The 21272-nt window shown below is 64.6% G+C and carries 18 protein-coding genes; 13 read left to right on the top strand and 5 right to left on the bottom strand.

Annotated elements, in window-relative coordinates; genetic code table 11:
• Nucleotides 1-10: 10 nt before the first annotated feature.
• Together L0U83_RS32835 and L0U83_RS32840 are read right to left on the bottom strand one after the other, a co-directional pair.
• Nucleotides 11-931: a glycine betaine ABC transporter substrate-binding protein gene (locus tag L0U83_RS32835; RefSeq protein ID WP_373321182.1), complete on the bottom strand. Its 921-nt coding sequence runs from the start codon at nucleotides 929-931 to the stop codon at nucleotides 11-13.
• Nucleotides 931-1647 carry an ABC transporter permease gene (locus tag L0U83_RS32840; protein ID WP_233888337.1) on the bottom strand — a complete coding sequence of 239 codons (717 nt, stop codon included), beginning with the start codon at nucleotides 1645-1647 and terminating at the stop codon, nucleotides 931-933. Before L0U83_RS32840 ends, L0U83_RS32835 begins: the two co-directional genes overlap by 1 nt.
• Nucleotides 1648-2536: 889 nt before the next feature.
• Here L0U83_RS32840 and L0U83_RS32845 point away from each other — a divergent pair.
• From L0U83_RS32845 to L0U83_RS32870, 6 genes are all read left to right on the top strand, one after another.
• Nucleotides 2537-3544, top strand: a complete 1008-nt coding sequence (locus L0U83_RS32845; protein WP_233888338.1) for a M23 family metallopeptidase — start codon at nucleotides 2537-2539, stop codon at nucleotides 3542-3544.
• A gap of 180 nt (nucleotides 3545-3724) precedes the next feature.
• On the top strand, nucleotides 3725-5155 hold the full coding sequence (eat, locus tag L0U83_RS32850) for an ethanolamine permease (protein ID WP_233888339.1): 1431 nt from the start codon (nucleotides 3725-3727) through the stop codon (nucleotides 5153-5155).
• Nucleotides 5156-5182: 27 nt separating this feature from the next.
• The gene (locus tag L0U83_RS32855; protein ID WP_233888340.1) at nucleotides 5183-6580 is read left to right on the top strand and encodes an ethanolamine ammonia-lyase subunit EutB; all 1398 of its coding nucleotides are present in this window, start codon (nucleotides 5183-5185) and stop codon (nucleotides 6578-6580) included.
• Complete coding sequence (eutC, locus tag L0U83_RS32860; protein WP_233888341.1) at nucleotides 6577-7377, top strand: ethanolamine ammonia-lyase subunit EutC; 801 nt, start codon at nucleotides 6577-6579, stop codon at nucleotides 7375-7377. The genes L0U83_RS32855 and eutC overlap by 4 nt, the downstream gene beginning before the upstream one ends.
• A 225-nt stretch (nucleotides 7378-7602) precedes the next feature.
• Complete coding sequence (locus L0U83_RS32865; RefSeq protein ID WP_308445093.1) at nucleotides 7603-8622, top strand: helix-turn-helix domain-containing protein; 1020 nt, start codon at nucleotides 7603-7605, stop codon at nucleotides 8620-8622.
• A 16-nt stretch (nucleotides 8623-8638) separates the two neighbouring features.
• Nucleotides 8639-9421, top strand: coding sequence for an alpha/beta fold hydrolase (locus L0U83_RS32870; protein ID WP_233888342.1), 783 nt, complete (start codon nucleotides 8639-8641; stop codon nucleotides 9419-9421).
• 31 nt (nucleotides 9422-9452) lie between these two features.
• Here the strand turns inward: L0U83_RS32870 and L0U83_RS32875 are convergent, their stop codons facing one another.
• Together L0U83_RS32875 and L0U83_RS32880 are read right to left on the bottom strand one after the other, a co-directional pair.
• Nucleotides 9453-9989: a GNAT family N-acetyltransferase gene (locus L0U83_RS32875; RefSeq protein ID WP_233888343.1), complete on the bottom strand. Its 537-nt coding sequence runs from the start codon at nucleotides 9987-9989 to the stop codon at nucleotides 9453-9455.
• A 16-nt stretch (nucleotides 9990-10005) separates the two neighbouring features.
• A complete protein-coding gene (locus L0U83_RS32880; RefSeq protein ID WP_233888344.1) occupies nucleotides 10006-10578 on the bottom strand; it encodes a helix-turn-helix domain-containing protein in 573 nt (190 codons plus the stop codon).
• Between the two features lie 253 nt (nucleotides 10579-10831).
• Here L0U83_RS32880 and L0U83_RS32885 point away from each other — a divergent pair, with 253 nt between their 5' ends.
• From L0U83_RS32885 to L0U83_RS32895, 3 genes are read left to right on the top strand one after another with little or no spacing between them, the layout of a single operon-like run.
• Entirely contained in the window at nucleotides 10832-13375 is a 2544-nt protein-coding gene (locus L0U83_RS32885; protein ID WP_233888345.1) for an EAL domain-containing protein, read from the top strand.
• Nucleotides 13376-13422: 47 nt separating this feature from the next.
• Nucleotides 13423-13731 carry a hypothetical protein gene (locus tag L0U83_RS32890; RefSeq protein ID WP_233888346.1) on the top strand — a complete coding sequence of 103 codons (309 nt, stop codon included), beginning with the start codon at nucleotides 13423-13425 and terminating at the stop codon, nucleotides 13729-13731.
• A gap of 15 nt (nucleotides 13732-13746) precedes the next feature.
• Nucleotides 13747-15384 (top strand): methyl-accepting chemotaxis protein, encoded by a 1638-nt coding sequence (locus L0U83_RS32895; protein WP_233888347.1) that lies wholly within the window; start codon nucleotides 13747-13749, stop codon nucleotides 15382-15384.
• A gap of 4 nt (nucleotides 15385-15388) precedes the next feature.
• Here L0U83_RS32895 and L0U83_RS32900 read toward each other — a convergent pair whose 3' ends face one another.
• The gene (locus tag L0U83_RS32900; RefSeq protein WP_233888348.1) at nucleotides 15389-16132 is read right to left on the bottom strand and encodes a FadR/GntR family transcriptional regulator; all 744 of its coding nucleotides are present in this window, start codon (nucleotides 16130-16132) and stop codon (nucleotides 15389-15391) included.
• Nucleotides 16133-16523: 391 nt separating this feature from the next.
• Here L0U83_RS32900 and L0U83_RS32905 point away from each other — a divergent pair, with 391 nt between their 5' ends.
• Genes L0U83_RS32905 through L0U83_RS32920 form a run of 4 tightly spaced genes read left to right on the top strand, consistent with a single transcriptional unit; the run spans nucleotide 16524 to nucleotide 21229 of the window.
• A complete protein-coding gene (locus L0U83_RS32905) occupies nucleotides 16524-17651 on the top strand; it encodes a sugar ABC transporter substrate-binding protein (protein ID WP_233888349.1) in 1128 nt (375 codons plus the stop codon).
• Nucleotides 17652-17688: 37 nt separating this feature from the next.
• Complete coding sequence (locus tag L0U83_RS32910) at nucleotides 17689-19269, top strand: sugar ABC transporter ATP-binding protein (RefSeq protein WP_233888350.1); 1581 nt, start codon at nucleotides 17689-17691, stop codon at nucleotides 19267-19269.
• Nucleotides 19266-20246: an ABC transporter permease gene (locus tag L0U83_RS32915; protein ID WP_233888351.1), complete on the top strand. Its 981-nt coding sequence runs from the start codon at nucleotides 19266-19268 to the stop codon at nucleotides 20244-20246. The genes L0U83_RS32910 and L0U83_RS32915 overlap by 4 nt, the downstream gene beginning before the upstream one ends.
• On the top strand, nucleotides 20243-21229 hold the full coding sequence (locus tag L0U83_RS32920) for an ABC transporter permease (RefSeq protein WP_233888352.1): 987 nt from the start codon (nucleotides 20243-20245) through the stop codon (nucleotides 21227-21229). The genes L0U83_RS32915 and L0U83_RS32920 overlap by 4 nt, the downstream gene beginning before the upstream one ends.
• The last annotated feature ends 43 nt before the right edge of the window (nucleotides 21230-21272 follow it).

Below are 21272 nucleotides of genomic sequence, written 5' to 3' on the forward strand. Positions count from 1 at the left end.
GCGGCCTCCTTCAAGGGAGCGAATGCGTGCGCAGGAAATCCGCCGCCACTTGCTGGGCGGACTTGCCGTCGAGATCCACGGCCTTGTTCATGTCCTGCATCACGTCGTTGTTGAGGGCGGCGGAAAGCGCGTTGAGTTGCGCGGCCAGTTTGGGATTGCGTTCCAGCACTTCCTTGCGCACCACGGGCGTGGCGTTGTACGGCGGGAAGAAGTGCTTGTCGTCTTCGAGCGGTACGATTCCGAAGCCTTTGACGCGGCCATCCGTGGTGTAGACGAGGCCGATCTTCAACTGGTTGTTGTGCAGCGCCGTGTAGACGAGGCCGGGGTCCATCTGCTTCATCTGCGAGCGGCGAAAGCTCATGTCGTAGGTGGCGAGCAGGGGCTTGAGGCCATCCGGGCGATTGGCGAACTCGGCGTCCATGCCGAATACGTAGCGCCTGGCGTCGGGGTCGGTTTTCAATCTTTGCGAAAGCTGCGAGACCGTGGTGATACCCGTTTCCTCGGCGAATTTGCTTGGCAGACCTAACGCATAGGTGTCGTTCAGCGGTGAGGCGTTGAGCCAGACGAGTCCGCGCGGCGCATCGAGCGCCTTCACGCGTTCGTACATTGCTTCGGGCGAGAGCTTTTCCGTTAGCTTGTCGTAGACGAGTGCCGCCGTGCCTGTGTAGTCCCATACGAGGTCGAACTGGCCATTCTCGAGCGCGCTGCGCATGAGCGTGCTGCCGAGGCCCGATCGCACCTCCACGGTATAGCCGCGCGAACGCAAGTATTGCGCCGTGACTTCGGCGAGCACGTATTGCTCGGTGAAGTTCTTCGCGCCCAATACGAGCTTGGGCTGCGCGAATGCGGGCGTGGCGGCGGCAACGAGCGCCGTGCCGACCAGGCAGGCTTGAATGAAGCGGCGCAGGTAATTGAAGGGTGACGCGAGCATCATGCGAGCCCTCCTTGACGCGATAGCCAGTGATGGCTGCCGGTCGCGACCACACCGTCAATCACGAGCGCGAGCGCGGCGGTGAACGCGGCGCCGAGCAGCAGCAAGGGCTGATCGTTCAGATAGATGCCAGGGAAAATGAGAGAGCCGAGGCTGTCCGCGCCGATCAGATAAGCGAGCGGCGCGGTGCCCACGTTGATGGCGAGCGCGGTGCGCACGCCGCCAACGATAATGGGTAGCGCATTGGGCAATTCCACGCGCGTGAGTGACTGCCAGCCCGTCATGCCGATGCCGCGCGCGGCTTCGCGCAACGCGCCCGGCACGTTTTTCACGCCTTCATACGTATTGCGCGTAATGGGCAGGAGCGACGCGAGAAAGAGGGCGACGATCGCGGGAATGTCGCCGATGCCAAACACGCCGAGCGCGATGGCCAGTACCGCGAGCGACGGAATCGTGTTGCCCACGTTGAAGATCTGCATGAAGCGTTCGGCCTGACGCGCGAAGCGGGGCCGGCTGAGCAGCACGCCGGCGGGCACGCCGACCGCGATGGCTAGCGCCATCGAATAGCCGACGAGCAGCAGGTGACGCCCGGTGTAGTAGGCGAGGTCGCCTGCGTGGCTGTGCCACGTATCGGCGCCGATGGCGCGCGAGAGTGCCCACGCAATGACGGCAAGGGCGATCAGGCTGCCTGCGAGCAGGGCAGAGCGTCGAGTCATGAAGGTACGCCTCCTTGTTTTGTGCCGCGCGGCGCAACGCTGCACAGCGGGGACGCCCGTGAGGATGCTCAAGGCGCCGCGAAGGAAGTTCGTGATCCCGGCATGGCCGCGATTGGAACCGACGAAAAAATAGCGGACGTGCCAGTGCGCCCACGCACGGTGGCCACGTGGCGGCAGTCGCGTGAACGCGCATTTCGCGTTCTTCTGGTTGTCATGTTCAGCTCAACGGCGTCGAGCAAATCGATGCGCGCTGGAGCAGGAACCGCCTGATGGCGGCATGGATGCGAGGGCTTTGAGCCGCTACGCGAGGGCCGGAGACCCGTTTGAATGGCGCTTGCGACACAGCAGTCCTTTAGCGTGGACCTTGTGTCTCAATGCGCACGAGAACGACTTCGTTGTGATCGAAACCAGATGAGTATAGAGCATTCGATTAGGTGCGTCTACCTTGGGGAACGATCGCGGCTCGACACATAACAGGTGCAATTGCATTCGATATGTCATTTCGGTAAATTAATAAGGTATCCAGATAAAATTATTTCGGTAGCATTTCCCGTTTTCCAAACGTGACAGAAAAATCACGTATAGGTAGGCATTTTCTGCATCGTGGCGGGTAGCAAATGGTGTTCCTGGCGTTCATCGCGGCGCGATGCGCCAGAATGTTCCGCTCTTTGATCCATCTTAAGTTTCGTTTAAGAAAGACCATTTATTTTGAAGCGCTTCGCATCATCGATGCTCGCCGATTGAACGCAGCGGCCATCGATCTCACTTCCGATTTCACATCGAGAAGCGCGGCGCCTGCTCGCGTTTCTCTGCTCTGCAATCCGTCATTCGATTCATGGCTTTTCGTGCAATAGCGGCCTCACCGGGCTTCGTGGGGAAACTCGTCGTTGTGTCCGCAATCGGGTTGACGAGCGCCGCGTGGCTCGCGCATAGACAGACGGACGTCGCGACCGACGATCCGCTATCCGGTGCTGCGGCGGTGACGTCCGCAGCGCCGGCGCATGATGCGGCGGCGCAGGCGGCCAGCGCGGTGCCGGCGAGCGAAAGCGCGCCAGCGTTTCGCGTGGAAACCGCCGTGGTCGAGCACAGCTTCTCGGAGGCGGCCCAGCGTCTCGGGGTGGATGCGGCGACGACGGCACGCCTTGCGCGCGCATTTTCGGGCCGGCTCGATTTTCGGCGCGATCTGCAACGCGGCAGCGAAATCCGCTTCGTTTTTCGCAATGATGCAAGCGGTGCGAACGAGGCAAAAGATTCGAACGACGTGAGCGCTCCGGATGCCGGCGCGGCGCAGGACGCGAAGACTTCCCTCGATACGCCCGTTGCGATCCGTATCTCGAACGGCAACGTCTCGCACGATCTCTTTCTCTACCGCAACCTCGCGGGCAAGGCGTTTTATTATTCCGCCGATGGTCACGCGGCCACGCCGTCGTTCTTGCGCTACCCCGTCACGTTTTCGCGCGTGTCTTCGCATTTCTCGCTGCGACGGCTCGATCCGGTCACGCACCGCATTCAGCCGCACGAGGGCGTCGATCTCGCGGCGCCGGTGGGCACGCCTGTTCACGCGACCGCGCGCGGCACCGTGACGTTCGCCGGCTGGCAAACGGGCTACGGCAAGGTCGTGAAGCTCGAGAACTTCGGCCCTTACTCCACGACGTTCGCGCATCTATCGCGCTTTGCGAAGCATCTAAAGGCCGGGCAGACGGTGAGCAAAGGGCAAGTGATCGGCTATGTGGGCGCGACGGGCTGGGCGACCGGTCCGCATCTTCACTACGAGGTGCACGTGGATCAGGTCGCGCAGGATCCGCTCACCGTCGACCTGCCGCATCGCGATCCCTTGCAAGGCGAGGACAAGCAGCGCTTCGCGCAGCAGGTCGCGCTCATGGATCCTTTGCTTTAGGCGCAACTGCGAAAGGCTGCTGCAAGGAAGCGCGTAACCACGGGCGCCGCGGACGTATGCTGCGCCGCAGACACGATTTGCCGATTTTCGATAACACGTCGATTAATGACTCAATAGCATGGTTCCACTCAACCGCGGTGGCCAGGGCCGGCCGCCCGGGCCACCCAGAGGGAGAAAACCATGCAAAGCGAGTCGAACGCACGCCCCGCTGCAGTTGGCACATCAATTGGCAAGCCCGGCGGAGCAGGCGTGCCGGCGCTCAATCAGACGCTCGGCACGTGGCAGTTGTGGGGCATCGCAGTCGGCCTCGTGATTTCGGGCGAGTATTTCGGCTGGAGCTACGGCTGGGCCAGCGCCGGCACGCTCGGCTTCGTCGTCACGGCGCTGTTTGTCGCGGCGATGTACACCACGTTCATCTTCAGCTTTACAGAACTCACCACCTCCATCCCGCATGCGGGTGGGCCTTTCGCCTATGCCCGCCGCGCGTTCGGCCCGACCGGCGGTTATCTCGCGGGCGCCGCCACGCTCGTGGAGTTCGTGTTTGCGCCGCCCGCCATCGCGCTCGCGATCGGCGCGTACCTGCACGTGCAGTTCCCCGGGCTCGAGCCCAAGCACGCGGCCATGGGCGCTTATCTCCTGTTCATGGCGCTCAATATCGTGGGCGTGCAGATCGCCGCGACCTTCGAGTTGATCGTCACGCTCCTCGCCATCTTCGAATTGCTCGTGTTCATGGGCGTGGTGTCACCGGGGTTCGCATGGACCAACTTCATGAAGGGCGGCTGGTCGGGTAACGACCACTTCTCGCTGGGTTCGTTTCACGGCATGTTCGCCGCGATTCCGTTCGCCATCTGGTTTTTCCTCGCGATCGAAGGCGTCGCCATGGCCGCAGAGGAAGCGAAGAACCCGCGCCGCTCGATTCCCATCGCCTACGTGGCCGGCATTCTCACGCTCGTCGCGCTCGCCGTGGGCGTGATGGTGTTCGCGGGCGGCGCGGGCGACTGGACCAAGCTCGCCAATATCAACGACCCGCTGCCGCAGGCCATGAAGTTCATCGTGGGCGAGCACAGCGGCTGGATGCATATGCTCGTCTGGCTCGGCCTCTTCGGGCTCGTGGCCTCGTTTCACGGCATCATTCTCGGCTATTCGCGGCAGATCTTCGCGCTGGCGCGCGAAGGCTATCTACCCGGGTGGCTCGCCAGGATCCATCCGCGCTTCAAGACGCCATATCGCGCGATTCTCGCTGGCGGTGTGGTGGGCATCGCCGCGATCTACAGCGACGAGCTGATCCAGTTCGGCGGCCAGACGCTCACGGCCAATATCGTCACGATGTCGGTGTTCGGCGCGATCGTGATGTACATTGTCAGCATGGCGGCGCTGTTCAAGCTGCGTCGCGCGCAGCCGGCCATGGACCGGCCGTTCCGTGCGCCGCTGTACCCGTTTTTTCCGGCGTTCGCGCTCGTGGCCGCGCTCGTTTGCCTTGGCACGATGCTGTATTTCAATGCGCTCGTGGCCGGGGTATTCGTGGTGTTTCTCGCGCTCGGCTACGCGTATTTCCTCGCCACGCGCACGCAGCGCGAAGGGGTGCCCGCCGAGGGACTGCTCGAGGAGTGAGCCCGGAGATTTGCAGGAGTCCAACACATGAACTATACGGAGACGATCGGCGCGCGCACGTACCGCTTCGCGGACCTCAAGACGCTGCTTGCCAAGGCCAGCCCGCTGCGCTCCGGCGACCAGCTCTCGGGCGTGGCGGCGGCGAGCGAAGAGGAGCGCGTGGCCGCGAAAATGGCGCTCGCCGCGGTGCCGCTCAAGGCGTTTCTTTCGGAAGCGCTCGTGCCTTATGAAGACGACGAGGTCACACGCCTGATCGTCGACGATCACGACGTAGCGGCGTTCGCAACCGTTGCGCATCTCACCGTCGGCGACTTTCGCGACTGGCTGCTTTCTGGCGCGGCTAATACCGAAACGCTGGAACGCCTGGCGCCAGGCCTCACGCCCGAGATGGTCGCGGCGGTGTCGAAGATCATGCGCAATCAGGACCTGATCGCCGTGGCGAAAAAGCGCCCCGTGGTCACGCGCTTTCGCAACACGGTGGGGCTGCCGGGCCGCATGTCGGTACGCTTGCAGCCGAACCATCCCACCGACGACGTGAAGGGTATCGCCGCCTCGATGCTCGACGGCCTGATGTACGGTTGCGGCGACGCGATGATCGGCATCAATCCCGCAACGGACAGCCTGGCGGCCATCGTGAAGCTGCTCGCGATGATCGACGGGTTTCGCGAGCGCTATCGCGTGCCAACGCAGTCCTGCGTGCTGACCCACGTCACCAACACGATCGCGGCAATCGAAAAGGGCGCGCCTGTCGATCTCGTGTTCCAGTCGATAGCCGGTACGGAAAAAGCAAACGCAAGCTTCGGCATTTCGCTCGCGCTGTTGAAAGAGGCACGCGAGGCGGCTCTCTCGCTCAAGCGCGGTACGGTCGGGAACAACCTCATGTACTTCGAGACGGGGCAGGGCAGCGCGCTCTCGGCGAACGCGCATTACGGCGTGGACCAGCAAACCTGCGAGGTGCGCGCCTATGCGGTTGCGCGCAAGTTCGCGCCGTTTCTCGTCAATACGGTGGTCGGTTTCATTGGCCCTGAGTATTTGTACGATGGAAAGCAGATCATCCGCGCGGGTCTCGAAGATCACTTCTGCGGCAAGCTGCTCGGCGTGCCGATGGGTTGCGACATCTGCTATACGAATCACGCCGAGGCCGACCAGGACGACATGGACACGCTGCTCACGTTGCTGGGCGCCGCTGGCATCAACTTCATCATGGGCATTCCAGGCGCTGACGACGTGATGCTCAACTACCAGAGCACCTCGTTTCACGACGCGCTCTATGTGCGTGACCTGCTCGGCCTGCGCCGCGCGCCGGAGTTTGAGGAGTGGCTGGAGACCATGGAGATCGTCGACGCAAAAGGCGCGCTCCTGCCGGGCTCCGCACGCGTGCCGCTGCTGGCGGGCGCGCACGAATGGATGGGGATCGACGCATGAGCGACGCCGTCGAAAAGAACCCGTGGGGCGGTCTGAAGGCGTTCACGAACGCGCGCATTGCGCTCGGGCGCGCCGGAAATGGTTTGCCCACAGCACCGCTGCTCGCTTTCAATCTGTCGCACGCTCAGGCCCGCGACGCCGTGCATCACCCGCTCGACGCAGAAGCCTTGCGGCGTGCGCTCGAAGCCGAAGGGTTCGCAACGCTCGGTGTGGACAGCGCGGCGCCGGACAGGGAGCATTATTTGCGGCGGCCCGATTTGGGACGGCGTTTGTCGGAGGCGAGCCGGGCTGCGCTCGTCGAAGCGGCGGGGTTGGCCGCTGCTGCGCATGCCGAGCCGCCCGAAGTGGTGTTCGTGATCGGCGACGGCCTTTCGGCGATCGCCGCCGCGAAGCAGGCGGTGCCGCTGCTCCGTGCCGTGCGTGCGCGCCTTGCGGACTGGCGCATCGGCCCGGTGGTGGTCGCGCGCCAGGCACGCGTGGCGCTCGGCGACGAAATTGGCGAACTGCTAGGCGCGAAATTTGTGGCGATGTTGATCGGCGAGCGGCCGGGGCTTAGCTCGCCAGACAGCCTCGGCGTCTATCTGACCTACTCGCCGAAGGTGGGCTGCCATGACGCGCAGCGCAATTGCATCTCGAACGTGCGGCCCGAGGGGCTGCCTTATGAAGGCGCTGCGCACAAGCTCCATTACCTCCTTACGCACGCGCGGCGGCTTGGGCTGACCGGCGTTGGACTGAAAGACGGTAGCGACGCGACGCTGCCCGGCGGCGAGGCGGTCGGGCAGATCGCGTCGGCTTGAGCTTGAGGGGCCGCTGGTGCTAGCAGCGGCTGCTTCCGTCGCAGCAGGTGACGCACCGCGGCGGTGCGTCCGCCTGTGCAGGGATTGAGCAGTCCTCCGCTCCCCCATTGCGCCGCCTTGGAGCAGCGAGGTGTCCACGCTGGCCGTTCGGCATACTCTTCCTGCTGGCGCGACTCTTGCATCATTCGACGATCGATCGAAGCAAGCGCGTGCTGGGAGGCAACCATGAACGAAACGGCAGAGCGAACCGAAGCCACGGCGGCCGGGCAAGCACAACGCAACGCGCGAGGCGCCCGCGCCGTGGTCAGCGTCGCGCACGACGCCGACGAGCAGGCGCGCAACCTCGTGGGCTGGCGGCAGACCTACGACCAGCTTGCGGCAGGCCGCTTCGTCGGCACCCTCACGGAAATGCCGCTCGACACCATGAAGGTGTTTCGCGAAACCACGAGCCACACGCTGCGCCAGGCGTGCGAGGTGCGCGGCGACGCCTGGTGGTTCGGCATACCGGTCGCGCGAGAGGGCGAAGCGCGTATCGACGCGCAGCCCATCGGCGCACAGGCGTTTGCGCTGCGTCCTGGCAACGTCGAATTCGAGTTGCTCACGCCAGCGGAATTTTCGATCTACGGTGTGGTCGTCCGCGGCGACGTGCTGCGCCACTATGCGGCCTCGGTCGAGCGCACGGCGCTCGAAGAACGTCTACCGAGCGCGCCAATCGTGCAGGCCGACGCGACGCGCATCGAGCGTCTTTGCAAATTGCTCGCGAGTTGTCTCGACGATGGCGGCGATGCCTGCACACAGCCACCGGGCGTGCCGCTTCCGGATGGAGAGCGCAATGAATTGCAGGCGCAAGTGCTCGCTGCGCTGTTCGACGCCTGTGCGGGCAGCGGGGACGCGGTTGTCGAGCCCGCATCGCGCCGCCGCTGGATCGTTGCGCAAGCGCGCGACTACGTGCTCGCACATCGTGCGCGGCCGGTCGGTGTGCCGGAGCTATGCGAGCAGTTGCATGTGAGCCGGCGCACGCTCCAGTACTGCTTTCAGGACGTCCTTGGCATGGCGCCCGCAACCTACCTGCGCGCGCTGCGCCTGAACGGCGCCCGGCGCGACCTGTGCGGGCGCGCGGCGGGTTCGGTACAGGACGTAGCCACCGCGTGGGGCTTCTGGCACCTGAGCCAGTTCGCCACCGACTACCGGCGTATGTTCGGCATGCGGCCTTCCGAGGCGTTGCGCGCGGTGGCAACGCCTTGAATTCCCGGATGAGAATATGAATTCGTTCACCATAGACGACAGAGGGAATGTTCTTCGCTACATCGACCTATATTCCGGCGGGCGTGCCTTCGATCCGCTCCTGTTTGTTCATGGTTTGGGATGTGCCTCAAGCAGCGACTATCCGCCGGTAGTGGGCTCGGATTCATACTCGAAAAGCAGATCGCTCCTCATCGATCTCATGGGAGCGGGGTTCAGCGACAAACCAGAGGACGGGACATTTACTTCGGAGACCCAGGCGAATATTCTGTCGAGCTTCGTAGCGGGCGAGCACCTAACGCAGGTGAATCTCTTCGGCCACAGCGCGGGAGCGTTCATCGCATTGAAGCTGGCGAAATGCTTGCCGATCCAGGTGGGCACCCTGATCTTATGTGCGCCCGGTGTGAACGATTACGGCATTTCCATGCTAACGGAAATAACATCGATGACCGAAGCGCAATTCGCCGACGTTGGCTTTTCACAGCTGTTGGCGCAGTTGAACGCCGCGGGCGGCAACGACGCCTGGTTGGGTCCGTTTTCCGTCGCATCGCCTTATGCCACTTACCAATGGGCAAGATCCGCGCTGGACGATAACGCGCAAAACTGGCTCGAAGATCTCGCCAATCTGAATTCAATAAAAGGCGTGATCCTTCCAGATACGGCTACAAGCGACGAAATTGCGAAATTCGAGCAAGCCGGCTGTGCCGTCGAACTCGTTGCCAACACCGAGCATATGATGGCGTACGACAATCCGGACGGCCTGGCGCTCGCCATCAGCAATATTCTCGAACTGGGCGCTTGACGAACCGGCTGCGTCCGCAGGCTCTGCCAGACTAAATGCTCACCAGTTGCTTGTGGTAGAACGTGGTGCCGCAAAATGCGCCGTCCGGCATCAGCGCGTAATTCGGCACGGCGCCCACACGTTCCCATCCCGCGCGCGCATAGAGCCGTTCGGCCGCGCCGCCCGTGACGGTATCGAGCACGAGCACCGATTTCCCGGCCTCTCGTGCCGCCTCGTCGATCGCCTGCATGAGGCGCAGCCCCACACCACGGCCGCGCGCGGCGCGATGCACTAGCACCTTGGCGACATCGGCGCGATGCGGCTGGTTTTCCGGTTGGGCCGTCACAAGCTGTGCCGTGCCCACAATGCGCTGCTGCGCGTCCTCGGCCGCGAGCAGAATGCGTTCGCCGCGAGCTACGTCTTGCGCCACGCCGCGCCAGAACGCTAGCGCCGTCTCGCGCGAGATCGGCAACATGAAGCTCACTGAGGCGCCGCCCTCCACGCAGTCGATGAGCACGTCCGCCAGTGCGCTCGCGCAGGCTTGCGCCTGTTCGCCGGTGAGGCTGCGTACTTTGATGGTTTCGCTCATGTGGATTCGAATCCGGTCAGTTAGTGGTCCTGCAGAGTGCGACGATGTAGCGCGCCGGTTCACTCGTGGGATTGCGATAGACGATAGGGCAGTCGAGGCGCATGGCGAGGCAGTCGCCCGTTTCGAGCCGCCACAGGCGCTCGCCAACCGTCATCTCCATTGCGCCTTCCATGACCCAAACCTGTTGGTAAATTTCCGCATCGCGCAGGCTCGTGTCATAGGCCACGCGCTGGCCGGGCGGAAAGCGCACTTCCACGAGCTGGATGGGCGACCATGCGGGCGGCGAGAGATTGCGCCGCACGTAGCCCGACTCGGGATCGGTCCAAACCGCTTGATCGCGGGCGGCGGCGTGAGGAGAAGGGGCCTGCGGTGCGTCGTCGCCCGGCGCCTCGAAGAGCGACGCAAGCGAGACGCCAAGCGCCGTGGCGAGCTTGTCGAGCACGACGGCCGTGGGGCTGCTTTCACCGCGTTCGATGAGCGAGATGTTCGAACGGCTGACCGAACTGCGTTCGGCTAGCGCCTCAAGCGACCAGCCTTTGGCGTCTCGCAGTTCGCGCAAGCGGCGGGCGATGTTGGTGTGGATATCCATAGCATCTAGTTTAATGGATTTAATCGTCCAGTAAACTGGATTATGTGATTCTGCGTATAAAAGTTTATGCGCATCAAGTTTGTCGCAGAGGCGCGACAGATGATGCCGCCCTGTTTTCCCTGCTAACCGACGCGCAAACGTTTGCGCCATCCTGGACGGTTAAAACCTTGATTTCCGTCAATTGAAGGCCGTCTGCCCGCTGTTAGTTTCCCGCTATCTCACAAAGACATCGCAGTGCGGTTCGGGGCGCAACATGCAACACCACACGCTGGACCTGGAAATCGGGCAGCTTCTTTCTGGGCCGCCGCTTGCCTGCGGGCCCGACGTGCCGATTCGCGAAGCGGCGCGCATGATGAGCGAGCGGCGCTACAGCGCCATCGTGATTACCGAAATGGGGCGGCCCGTCGGCATCTGGACTGAGCACGACGCGCTCGCGCTGGGCGAAGACGCCGCCGCGCTCGCGCTGCCCATCCGCCACGCGATGAGCCATCCGGTGCGCGCGCTGCCTGCGGGCACGCGTCTGCGCGATGCCGCGCTGCGCTTCAAGCGCGAGGGCATCCGCCATTGTCTCGTGGTGGATCAGGCGGGCCGCTCGCTTGGCATCGTCACGCAAACCGACCTGGTCATGAACCAGGGGCTCGAATGCTTTCTGCGGCTGAAGACCGTCGGGTCGGTGAACGCCGCGATGCCGCTCGTGGTCGATGCGCGCATGCCCATGCACGACGCCATGCAGCGTATGCGTGCGCGGCGTCTGAGCGCACTCGTCGTGAGGTATCCCGAAGGCGACTACGGCATCGTGACCGAGCGCGACGTGGTGCGCTTCGCGGCCGCCGGCGCGCTCGGCGGCATGGTCGGCGCGCGCGCGAGCCGGCCGCTGCGCTCGCTCGCGCATTCGCAAAGCCTCTATGCTGCGCGTCAATATCTCGTTGAGCACCGCATGCGCCATGTGGGTGTGATCGGCGAAGACGGGAGTCTCGCTGGCCTGCTCGACCTCTCGCATATCCTGCACGACATCGAAGACGGTTTCGTGCGCGAACTGCAGATGGCGCTGCGCGAGCGCGACGACGCGCTGCTCGCTTCGCGTGCGAACCTGCGCCTCGCCGACCAGGTGGTGGAGTCGACGCTCGATGGCGTGATGATCACTGACCTCGACGGCACCATCGAGCGCGTGAACCCCGCTTTTACAAGGCTCACTGGTTATACGGAGCGCGAGGCGCTCGGGCGCAACGCAAGCCTGCTCAACTCGGGGCGCCAGGGTCCGGCGTTCTACAGCGCGCTGTGGCGCAGCCTTCAGCAAAACGGCCACTGGAAAGGTGAAATCTGGAACCGCCGCAAGGACGGCGCACTTTACCTGGAATACCTGACTATTTCCAGCATCTGCGACCCCGGCGGCCGCTGTACGCATTACGCCGCGATTTTCGCGGACATCACGCAGCGCCGCGAGACCGAGGAGCGCCTGAGCTACCTCGCGACACACGACGCCTTGACGGGCCTGCCCAATCGCACGCTTTTCACCGAGCGCCTCACGCTCTCGCTCGCGCGCGCACGCCGCTCGGGCAAGCACGTCGCGGTGATGTTCCTCGACCTCGACCGCTTCAAGCTCATCAACGACACGATGGGTCATGGCGTGGGCGACGAGGCGCTCACCGTGATCGCTACGCGTCTGCGCGAAGCGGTGCGCGAGACCGACACCGTGGCGCGCCTTGGCGGCGACGAATTCACGCTGCTGATCGAGGACATCGAAGACATTCGCCACGTCGGGCAGATCGCCCAGGGGCTGCTCGCGCGCGTGGGCGCCGCGATGCACATTGGCGAGCAACTGCTGTTCGTCACGCCTAGCATCGGCATCAGCATGTATCCGGACGACGCGCGCGATCCGCGGCAACTGCTCATGCAGGCCGACCGCGCGATGTACGAGGCCAAGGACGCGGGCAAGAACAACTTCCGCTTCTTCGCCGCGCCGATGACGTCTTCGGCCATGGAGCGCATCGTGCTCGAAAGCGAGCTTCACCATGCGCTGGAGGCCGACGAACTCGTGCTCTACTACCAGCCCGAATTCGATGTGGCGAGCGGGGCACTCGTCAATATCGAGGCGCTCGTGCGTTGGCAGCACCCGCGCCGCGGGCTCGTGCCGCCCGATCAGTTCATACCGATTGCCGAGGAATCCTCATTGATCGTGCCGCTCGGCGCGTGGGTATTGCGCGAGGCCTGCCGCCAGGCGCGCGAGTGGCTGGACGAAGGCTTCGACTTCGGCCGCATCAGCGTGAATCTTTCGGCTCGGCAATGTCTGCACGATGGTTTCCTGCATCAGCTCACGACCATACTCAGCGAAACAGGCTTGCCCGCGACGCGCCTGCAGCTCGAACTCGTGGAGAGTATGGCGATGACGTCGGGCCGCGGTGGTATCGAAGCGTTGCTGCAAGAACTCGCCGCGCGCGGCATCAGCCTCGCGATCGACGACTTCGGCACGGGCTATTCATCTTTCAAGTATTTGCAGTCGTTACCGGTCGACACGCTCAAGGTGGACCGCTCGTTCCTCGCGGACATGGCCGATCGTGGGCCGGACATGTCGCCGCGTGTGAAGAAAAGCGCCGCGCGCGACCGCTCGATCGTGCGCGCGATCGTGGCGATGGCGCGCTCGCTCGGTGTCACGGTGGTGGCCGAGGGCGTCGAGACGCCGCGGCAACTCGAGTTTCTGCGCGAGATCGGCTGCGACCGCGCGCAAGGTTTCCTGCTTGCGCGGCCCGCGCCCGCAGAGTTGATGCCGCGCGCGCTCGAGGCGTATGTGGCCGCTTGAAGACTGCCTTCTCTTTTCCCCTTTGGCCGTTGTATCTGGAGATTTCCGTGAGCACCAGTGACGAGATGCTGTTGCACTCGATGACCGCGCTAGTGAGCGCGCATGGCAAGGCCATCTCGCGTTTCGGCGCGAGTGTGGTGGTGATGACGAAGTTCGTGGAGGCGGTATTGCCGCAACTGTCTGCTGCGCAGATCGAGAGCACGATCCTCGCGTTTCGCGCGCTGCTCGGCGAAGCGATGACTGTGGCCGACGACGTGCTGTTGCCCGGCGACTACCGAACCACGCTGATCGAACAGGCGAATATGCTGCTGGCCCGGTTGGGCAGCGACGCCGTCCCAACCACGTTGAGGCCCTGAAGCGGGAAGAAGGCAATGCGTAATCTGACGATTCGAAAAGGGCTGTTGCTCGTGCTCTGCACGTTCGCGGCGATGCTGGTGGTGGGCGCAGCAGTAGGTGTCCTGATGATCGGCCGCGCCGACGACTCGGCGCGTTTCATCCACGAAGTCGCGCGCCAGGATGCGCTCGCGCTCGCCCTGCGCGACGACGCGGCGCTTGCGCAAACGGCGCTGGCACGCGCATACCAGGCGGCGAAGGAACCCGGCGATGCAGCGGCGCGCGCCGAAGCGCAAAAGCGGGCGCAGCAGGACGCACGCGATCTCTTCGATCAGGCCGCGAAGCACAGCGCCGCGCTGCGCGCGAGCGCTCCGTTCGACGCCGCGGCGGCCCAGCAGCGCGACGCGTTGCTCGCCACATGGAGCGCGCTCGCGGATGCGCTGCGGCGCGCGGCCACGGCGCTTGAAGCTGGCGACACGGCAACGTATGCCACGCTCACCTCCGGGGAGGTCTCCAACGCGGATATGCAGTTCTCGGCAAGCGTGGGCGCTTTGCGCGCGAACGCGGATGCTGCCACGCGCGCGACGCTCGACCGGGGCGAGCGCGAGCACGACTGGGTGATGGCGATGGTGGCGGTGGGCTTGTCAGGCGCGCTGGCGCTCGTCATCGCGACCCATATGGCGCTGCGCCGCCTCGTTACGGCGCCGCTCAAAGAGGCGGTCGAAGTGCTGAACCAGATTGCCGCGAACGATCTCTCGGTCCACATCGCAGGTGCCGGGCGCAACGAAATCGGCCAGTTGCTCGGCGCGATGCGGCGCATGCAAGGCGGCCTCAGTCAGACGGTGCGCAGCGTGCGGACGAGTTGCGATGCGATCAACACGGGCGCGCGCGAGATCGCGGCGGGCAACCTCGATCTGTCGAGCCGCACTGAGCAGCAGTCCGCGTCGCTGGAGCAGACGGCGTCGAGCATGGAGCAGCTCACGTCGAGCGTGCGTCAGAACGCGCAGCACGCGAACGCCGCGAGCGCGCTTGCCACAGGGGCGGCGGATGTCGCGCAGCGCGGCGGACGCGTGGTCGAGCAGGTGATCGAAACGATGGAGGAGATCAGCCGCAGCTCGGGCAAGATCGCGGACATTACGGGCATCATCGACGGCATCGCGTTTCAGACCAATATCCTCGCGCTCAACGCTTCGGTCGAGGCCGCGCGCGCGGGCGAGCAGGGGCGCGGCTTTGCCGTCGTCGCGGGCGAGGTGCGCATGCTCGCGCAGCGCAGCGCCGCCGCGGCGCGCGAGATCAAGTCGCTGATCGACGCCTCGGTGCATGACGTGCGCAATGGCCGCTCGCTCGTGGGCGAAGCGGGCGCGACGATGGCCGAGATCGTCGCGTCGGTGGACAAGGTGTCGGGCCTCATGAAGGAGATCGCCTCGGCCACGGTGGAGCAGAGCGCGGGCATCGAGCAGGTCGAGACCGCGGTGAGCCAGATGGATCAGGTCACGCAGCAGAATGCGGCGCTCGTGGAAGAGGCCGCGGCTGCCGCCGAGTCGCTCGAGCAGCAGGCGAGCCAGATGGCCGAAGCGGTGGCGACGTTCCGCGTGAGCGAGACGGCGGACACGACGTCGGCCGTTGCGCACGAACATAACGCGCCGCGCGCGCATGCACTGCCATCGGCCGCATAAGGCGCTAACGCCAGGCCTGCGTGAACTCGCCGATCACGCGTGCGATATGCGCCTGCATCGCCGCCCGCGCAGCGCTCGCGTCGCGCGCCATGATGGCCGAGAAGATGCGCTGATGGTCTTCCTGCGACGCGGCGCGCAACGCGGGCGTATGGAAGTGCTCTTCGATCTTTTTCCACAGCGGGTCGGCGCGTGAGTTGTCCCACATCGCGCTCACCACGTGCCGCAGCATGTCGTTTCCCGTCGCGCCAGCGATCGCCAGATGGAATTCGCGGTCAGCGGCCTCGTTCGCGGCCTTGTCGTCCATGTTTTCACGCATCGCGCGCAACGCGGCGAAGAGGCGGTCGAGGTCCGAGTCCTTGCGTTCGGTCGCGGCGAGCGCCGCGATCCCGCTTTCAATCACTTCCCGCGCACGCAGCGTCTCGATCGGGCCCGGCCCGCGCGGCAGCTCGAATGAGATGGAGCGCGCCTCCTGCGCTTCGGCCACATAGATGCCCGAGCCCACGCGCACCTCGACCACGCCTTGCACTTCCAGCGCGATGATCGCCTCTCTCACCTGCGTGCGGCTCACGCCGAAACGCTCAGCGAGCGTGCGCTCGGAAGGCAGGCGGGCGCGCGACCCAGCCGGCACGCGCCCGAAGTCGCCCGCCGCGATCAGGTCGTAGATCTGTTTCGCGAGGCCGACGTAGGAGCGGTCGGCCGCGTCCGCATCGGCGGCGCGACCGGTTGGCGTGTGCGAAAGATCGGCCATCCAGGATTCTCGAAAGCGTCGCAGCCGCCGGGCGGCGGCTGAGGTTCGGCAAAATGGTACACCAGTTGCCGTGCCGCCACGCATAGCGGCGGCGCGGGTTTTCGCCCGATTTCCGCTCAATCGGGCTCTGCGCCGGGTCCAGTGGTAAACCACTATCGCGCGCAGATTGGTATGCCAGTACTGTCAGACGGGGTGGCGTTCACGCATGCCCGTCGTTTTGCTTCGAGGGGACGCCTTTGAAGATGTCATTCCGCTGGTTCGGCGCGTCCGCTCCAGTCCCGCTGCAGCACATCCAGCAAGATTCCCCGCGTCACGCACACGGTGTCGGCCATTCCCGATGCGCCCGGTGCGCCGGCTATCAGTAAGTTCTATCCGACAAAAAGGAGACAACATGCTTTCAGGAATCCAGGTGCTTCGAGCGGCGGCGACCGCGGCAATGGCGCTGTGCGCAGGCACGGCTTTCGCACAGGCATCGATCGTTTCCGGCCCGCCCAGCGACCCCACATGCATGGTCCCCTGGAAGACCGACACGAAGTTCATCAAGTATCCGAAGAAGAGCGGGCCGTACCGCGTTGCGCTCGTGAACGGCTATATCGCGAACACGTGGCGTATCCAGATGATCAAGACGGCCAAGGCCTATACGGCGCAGCCGGAAGTCGCCGCCAAGCTCAAGGAATTCAAGGTCGTCTCGACCGGCGAAGACGTCCCGGCGCAGATCTCGGCCGTCAACAACTTCATCGACGCCGGCTACGACGCGATCATCGTCGACGCGCAGAATCCCGCCTCGTTCGGCCCCGCGATCCGCCGCGCGAAGAAAGCCGGTGTCGTGCTGGTCGCGTTCGACAATACGCTCGACAGTGAAGACGCGATCAACGTGGACGTAGACCAGTACGGGCTTGGCGTGCTGTGGGCCAAGTGGCTCGCGGGCCATCTGCCGAGCGGCGGCAAGGTGCTGGAAGTGCGCGGCGTGGCGGGCACGTCGGTCGACACCGACCGGCACAACGGTTTCACGAAGACCCTCGACGAGACCGGCAAGAAGTGGAACGTTGTGCAGGTCTACGGCAAGTGGGACGACGCCGTCGCGCAGAAGGCGACGGCCGACGCGATTGCCGTGCAGGGCCATTTCGACGGCATTTCGGCGCAAGGCGGCGACACCGGTGTCGTGCGCGCGATGATCGATGCGAAACATCCGTTCGTGCCGTTCGGCGGCGAGACGGAGAACGGCTTTCGCAAGTTCTGCGCGCAATACGGCGCCCAGGGCCTGAAGTGCACGTCGGCGGGCAGCGGTCCTGCGCAGGTCGCCGTGGCCATCAAGACGGCGCTCGCCGCGCTCGACGGCCAGACGATTCCCGTGGCGATCAAACTCCCGCTCGACGTCACCGACGATTCGAAGCTGAAGGCGGGCGCCAACTATTTCCCGAACGAGTCGGACAACTTCTTCGTGGGCAATTCGTTTCCCACTTGCGGCATCAACTTCTCCGCGCAGGAGATCATGAAGCAGAGCCAGGGCAACCAGTAAAACGCGCGAAGGCTGGCGACGTGACGGGAGACGAAGCATGCAGCAGGATGCAGAGCAGCCGTTCTTTCAGATGTCTGGCGTGTCGAAAAGCTACGGCGGCGCCGTGGCGCTCGATCACGCGGACCTCGCGGTGCGAAGGGGCCGCATTCACGCGATCCTGGGCGAGAACGGCGCGGGCAAGTCCACGCTGCTGAAGGTGATGTCCGGCGTCGTGCAGCCGGACGAGGGCGTGATGCACCTCGATGGCCGCGAGGTCGCGTTCGCCTCGCCCGCCGAGGCGAACGCGGCCGGCATTGTCTGCGTGTATCAGGAGTTGTCGCTGATTCCCGACCTGAGCGTCGCCGACAACATCTTCGCTTCGAACCCGCCGCGCCGCTTTGGCATGATCGACCGCCGGGCGCAGCGCCGCCAGGCCGAGGAAGCGCTCGCGCGCGCGGGTGCGGCGGATATCAATCCGCTCGCGAAAGTTCGCGACCTGCCACTGTCGCGCCAGCAGATGGTCGAGCTTGCCAAGGGGCTCGCTCACACGCCGCGCATTCTGATCCTCGACGAGGCCACGTCGGCGCTCACGGCGGCCGACGTGGCGCGCGTGATCGAGGTGCTCAAGCGCCTGCGGCAAGAGGGGTTAGCCATCCTCTTCATTTCGCACCGCATGCACGAGGTGAAGGCGCTCGCGGACGAATGCACGGTCTACCGCAATGGCCGTCACGTGATGAGCTTCGAGGCGGGCACGCGCTCGGATAATGAGGTCATCGAAATGATGATCGGCCGGAAGTACCAGCATGCTTTCCCGGACAAGCCCGCGAAAAAGCCTGAGCAGTCGAGCGCCGCCGCCCCGGTTCTCGCGTGTCGCGACCTTGCGTGGAGCGACACGCTGCGAGGCATCAGCTTTTCGCTGAAGCGCGGTGAAATTCTCGGGCTCGGCGGGCTCGACGGGCAAGGGCAGCGCGAACTCCTGCTCGCGCTGTTCGGCGTGCTGCGCGGCTGCGCGGGCAAGATCGAGATCGACGGCAAGGCTGTTTCTATCGGGAGTCCGGTTGCGGCGCGCGCCAAGGGAATCGGCATGGCGCTGATACCGGAGGACCGCAAGACCGAAGGCCTGATGCTGCCGATGTCGGTGCGGGAAAACCTCTCGTTTGCCGCGCTCGATCGCATGTCCACCGCCGGTGTCATCGATCGCGACCGTCAGCAGTCGTTCGTAGACCGAATGATGGAACTCCTCGCGATCAAATCGCACGGCGTCGACGCGCCGGTGGGCTCGCTGTCGGGCGGCAACCAGCAGAAGGTGGTCATTGCAAAGTGGCTGATCCGCAAACCCCGAATCCTGCTCCTCAGCGACCCGACGCGCGGCATCGACGTGGGCACCAAGCAGGAGCTTTATCAGTTGCTGAGGCGTCTTGCCGACGAGGGCGCCGCGATTCTGTTCTATTCGACCGACTATGACGAACTGATCGGCTGCTGCGACCGCGTGCTCGTGCTGTACGAAGGCAGGATCAAGAAGGAACTCGTCGGGCCGGCGATCACCGAACAGAACCTGATCGCCAGCGCACTGGACTTGCCGGTTGGACACATCGCGCAGGTTGCGCAAGCAACGCCATCCACAGGAGTCGCGCCATGAGCGCTCTGCGTTACTGGTATGCGGAAAATCGCGGGACCACGTTCGCGTTCGGCCTGTTCGTGCTGATGTTCGCAATATATCTCGTCAACTATCCGTCGAGTTTATCGGCGAATGTGTTTCAGACCGCGGCGAACAAGGCGGTGCTGCTCGCGCTGGTGTCGATGGGCCAGGCACTCGTCGTGCTCACGGCCGGCATCGATCTCTCTATCGGCATGATGCTCGTGCTGACGAATTGCATTGGCTCGTGGATCGTCACGGGCGACGCGCTGCATAGCGCGCTCGGCATTGTCGGTGTGCTCGCGGCAGGCGCGCTGTGCGGCGCGCTCAATGGCGTGATCATCATTTTCGGCCGTCTGCAGCCGATCGTGACGACGATCGCGACGGGCGCGGTCTACTACGGAATCGCGCTGTTGCTGCGCCCCGTGCCCGGCGGAACGATCAACGAGGATCTCGCCGACGCCCTGACCGGCAAGGTCGCGGGTGTCGTGCCGGCGAGCCTGCTGATTCTCATCGCGACGGTGGTGATCGTCTGGATTCCTTTCAAACGCTCGGCCGTGGGGCGTGCGGCGTATGCGACGGGGTCGTCCGAGCCCGCGGCCTTTCTCTCCGGCATGCCGATCCGCCGCGCGAAGTTTGCAAGCTACACGCTGGCGGGCCTGCTCGCCGCGATCGGCGGCCTTTTTCTGACCTTCTTCACCGACACCGGCGAAGCGAGCCTTGGCAGCGCCAACTCATACACGCTCTTTTCGATTGCCGCCGTGGTGATCGGCGGCGTGTCGCTGCTTGGCGGCAAGGGCAGTGCGATTGGCGCGATCTTCGGCGCGTTCGCGTTCCGCTCGATCGGCGACCTGCTGTTCGTGTTCAACGTCGACGCGCTGTGGCAGCCGCTATTCCAGGGCGTGATTCTTCTGCTTGCTGTCGCGATTGGCGCATGCGGGCTGTTCAGCGTGCGCAACCGTCTGGAGTGGTTCCAATGAGCGGCGTTTCTGCAAGCACCCGGACCACGTTCGTGTCGAGACTCACGCGCAGGATCGACAAGCCGATCGTGATTGCGTTCGGGTGCATCATTGCGCTGCTGCTCGTCGGCGGGATGTATTCGCGCAACTTCACGTCGCCGGAGTACATCCTGCTGCAACTGAAGGTCGGCGCGTTTCTCGGCATTATCGCGACCGGTCTGATGATGGTGATTCTGCTCGGCCACATCGACCTGTCTTTGCCGTGGACGATCACGGTCGGCGCCATGATGGCGTGCGCCGTGGCGGGGCACGGCGAACTCGGGCAAATTCTCGCGATTCCGGTCGGCATCGGTTGCGGCGTGCTGATCGGCATCGTCAACGGCATTCTCGTCGCACTCCTGCGCATTCCTTCGATGATCGCGACGCTCGCGACCAACGCGGTCGCGCAGGGCATCATGATCGTCTACACAGGCGGATCGTCGCCGCAGGATTCCGCGCCGGACGTCATGCGATGGCTCGCCGCGGGCTGGCTCGTACCGGGCGTGCCCAATGCCGTTGCGCTGTGGGTGGTGATCGGAGCCGCGACGATGTTCCTGCTCTCGCGTACGACCTTCGGCCGGACGCTATACGCGATCGGCAACACCGAGCGCGCCGCATACCTTTCCGGCATCGATACGCGGCTCGTGACCGTGGCCGCGTTCGCCGTGTGCAGCGCGTTCGCCGCGTTCGGCGGCGTGCTGCTCGCGGGTTATGCGTCGAAGGCGGCGCAGTCGATGGGCGACGCTTACCTGCTGCCCGCGATCGCGGCGGTGGTGCTCGGCGGCACGTCCATTCTGGGCGGCCGGGGCTCGTACCTCGGCACCGTGGCCGGTGCGATCCTCATCACGCTGCTGCAATCGATCCTCTCGGTTGCGCAGATGCCGGAGGCGGGACGCCAGATCATCTACGGCGTGGTGATTGCCGCGATGCTCCTGCTGTACGGGCGCAGCAAGCGGGAAGCGTAAGTTGCGGGGGCGAGCCCCCCGCTTGAATCGCCCCGTTCGAGAA

Source organism: Paraburkholderia flagellata (assembly GCF_021390645.1).
Taxonomy (GTDB): Bacteria; Pseudomonadota; Gammaproteobacteria; order Burkholderiales; family Burkholderiaceae; genus Paraburkholderia; species Paraburkholderia flagellata.

Excerpts from the sequence above, each read along its gene's own strand:
- L0U83_RS32885 (WP_233888345.1), top strand. The coding sequence starts at position 10,832 with ATGCAACACCACACGCTGGACCTGGAAATCGGGCAGCTTCTTTCTGGG.
- L0U83_RS32915 (WP_233888351.1), top strand. The coding sequence starts at position 19,266 with ATGAGCGCTCTGCGTTACTGGTATGCGGAAAATCGCGGGACCACGTTC.
- L0U83_RS32905 (WP_233888349.1), top strand. The coding sequence starts at position 16,524 with ATGCTTTCAGGAATCCAGGTGCTTCGAGCGGCGGCGACCGCGGCAATG.
- L0U83_RS32895 (WP_233888347.1), top strand. The coding sequence starts at position 13,747 with ATGCGTAATCTGACGATTCGAAAAGGGCTGTTGCTCGTGCTCTGCACG.
- eat (WP_233888339.1), top strand. The coding sequence starts at position 3,725 with ATGCAAAGCGAGTCGAACGCACGCCCCGCTGCAGTTGGCACATCAATT.
- L0U83_RS32880 (WP_233888344.1), bottom strand. The coding sequence starts at position 10,578 with ATGGATATCCACACCAACATCGCCCGCCGCTTGCGCGAACTGCGAGAC.
- L0U83_RS32900 (WP_233888348.1), bottom strand. The coding sequence starts at position 16,132 with ATGGCCGATCTTTCGCACACGCCAACCGGTCGCGCCGCCGATGCGGAC.
- L0U83_RS32855 (WP_233888340.1), top strand. The coding sequence starts at position 5,183 with ATGAACTATACGGAGACGATCGGCGCGCGCACGTACCGCTTCGCGGAC.
- L0U83_RS32910 (WP_233888350.1), top strand. The coding sequence starts at position 17,689 with ATGCAGCAGGATGCAGAGCAGCCGTTCTTTCAGATGTCTGGCGTGTCG.
- L0U83_RS32870 (WP_233888342.1), top strand. The coding sequence starts at position 8,639 with ATGAATTCGTTCACCATAGACGACAGAGGGAATGTTCTTCGCTACATC.
- eutC (WP_233888341.1), top strand. The coding sequence starts at position 6,577 with ATGAGCGACGCCGTCGAAAAGAACCCGTGGGGCGGTCTGAAGGCGTTC.
- L0U83_RS32920 (WP_233888352.1), top strand. The coding sequence starts at position 20,243 with ATGAGCGGCGTTTCTGCAAGCACCCGGACCACGTTCGTGTCGAGACTC.
- L0U83_RS32835 (WP_373321182.1), bottom strand. The coding sequence starts at position 931 with ATGCTCGCGTCACCCTTCAATTACCTGCGCCGCTTCATTCAAGCCTGC.
- L0U83_RS32840 (WP_233888337.1), bottom strand. The coding sequence starts at position 1,647 with ATGACTCGACGCTCTGCCCTGCTCGCAGGCAGCCTGATCGCCCTTGCC.
- L0U83_RS32875 (WP_233888343.1), bottom strand. The coding sequence starts at position 9,989 with ATGAGCGAAACCATCAAAGTACGCAGCCTCACCGGCGAACAGGCGCAA.
- L0U83_RS32865 (WP_308445093.1), top strand. The coding sequence starts at position 7,603 with ATGAACGAAACGGCAGAGCGAACCGAAGCCACGGCGGCCGGGCAAGCA.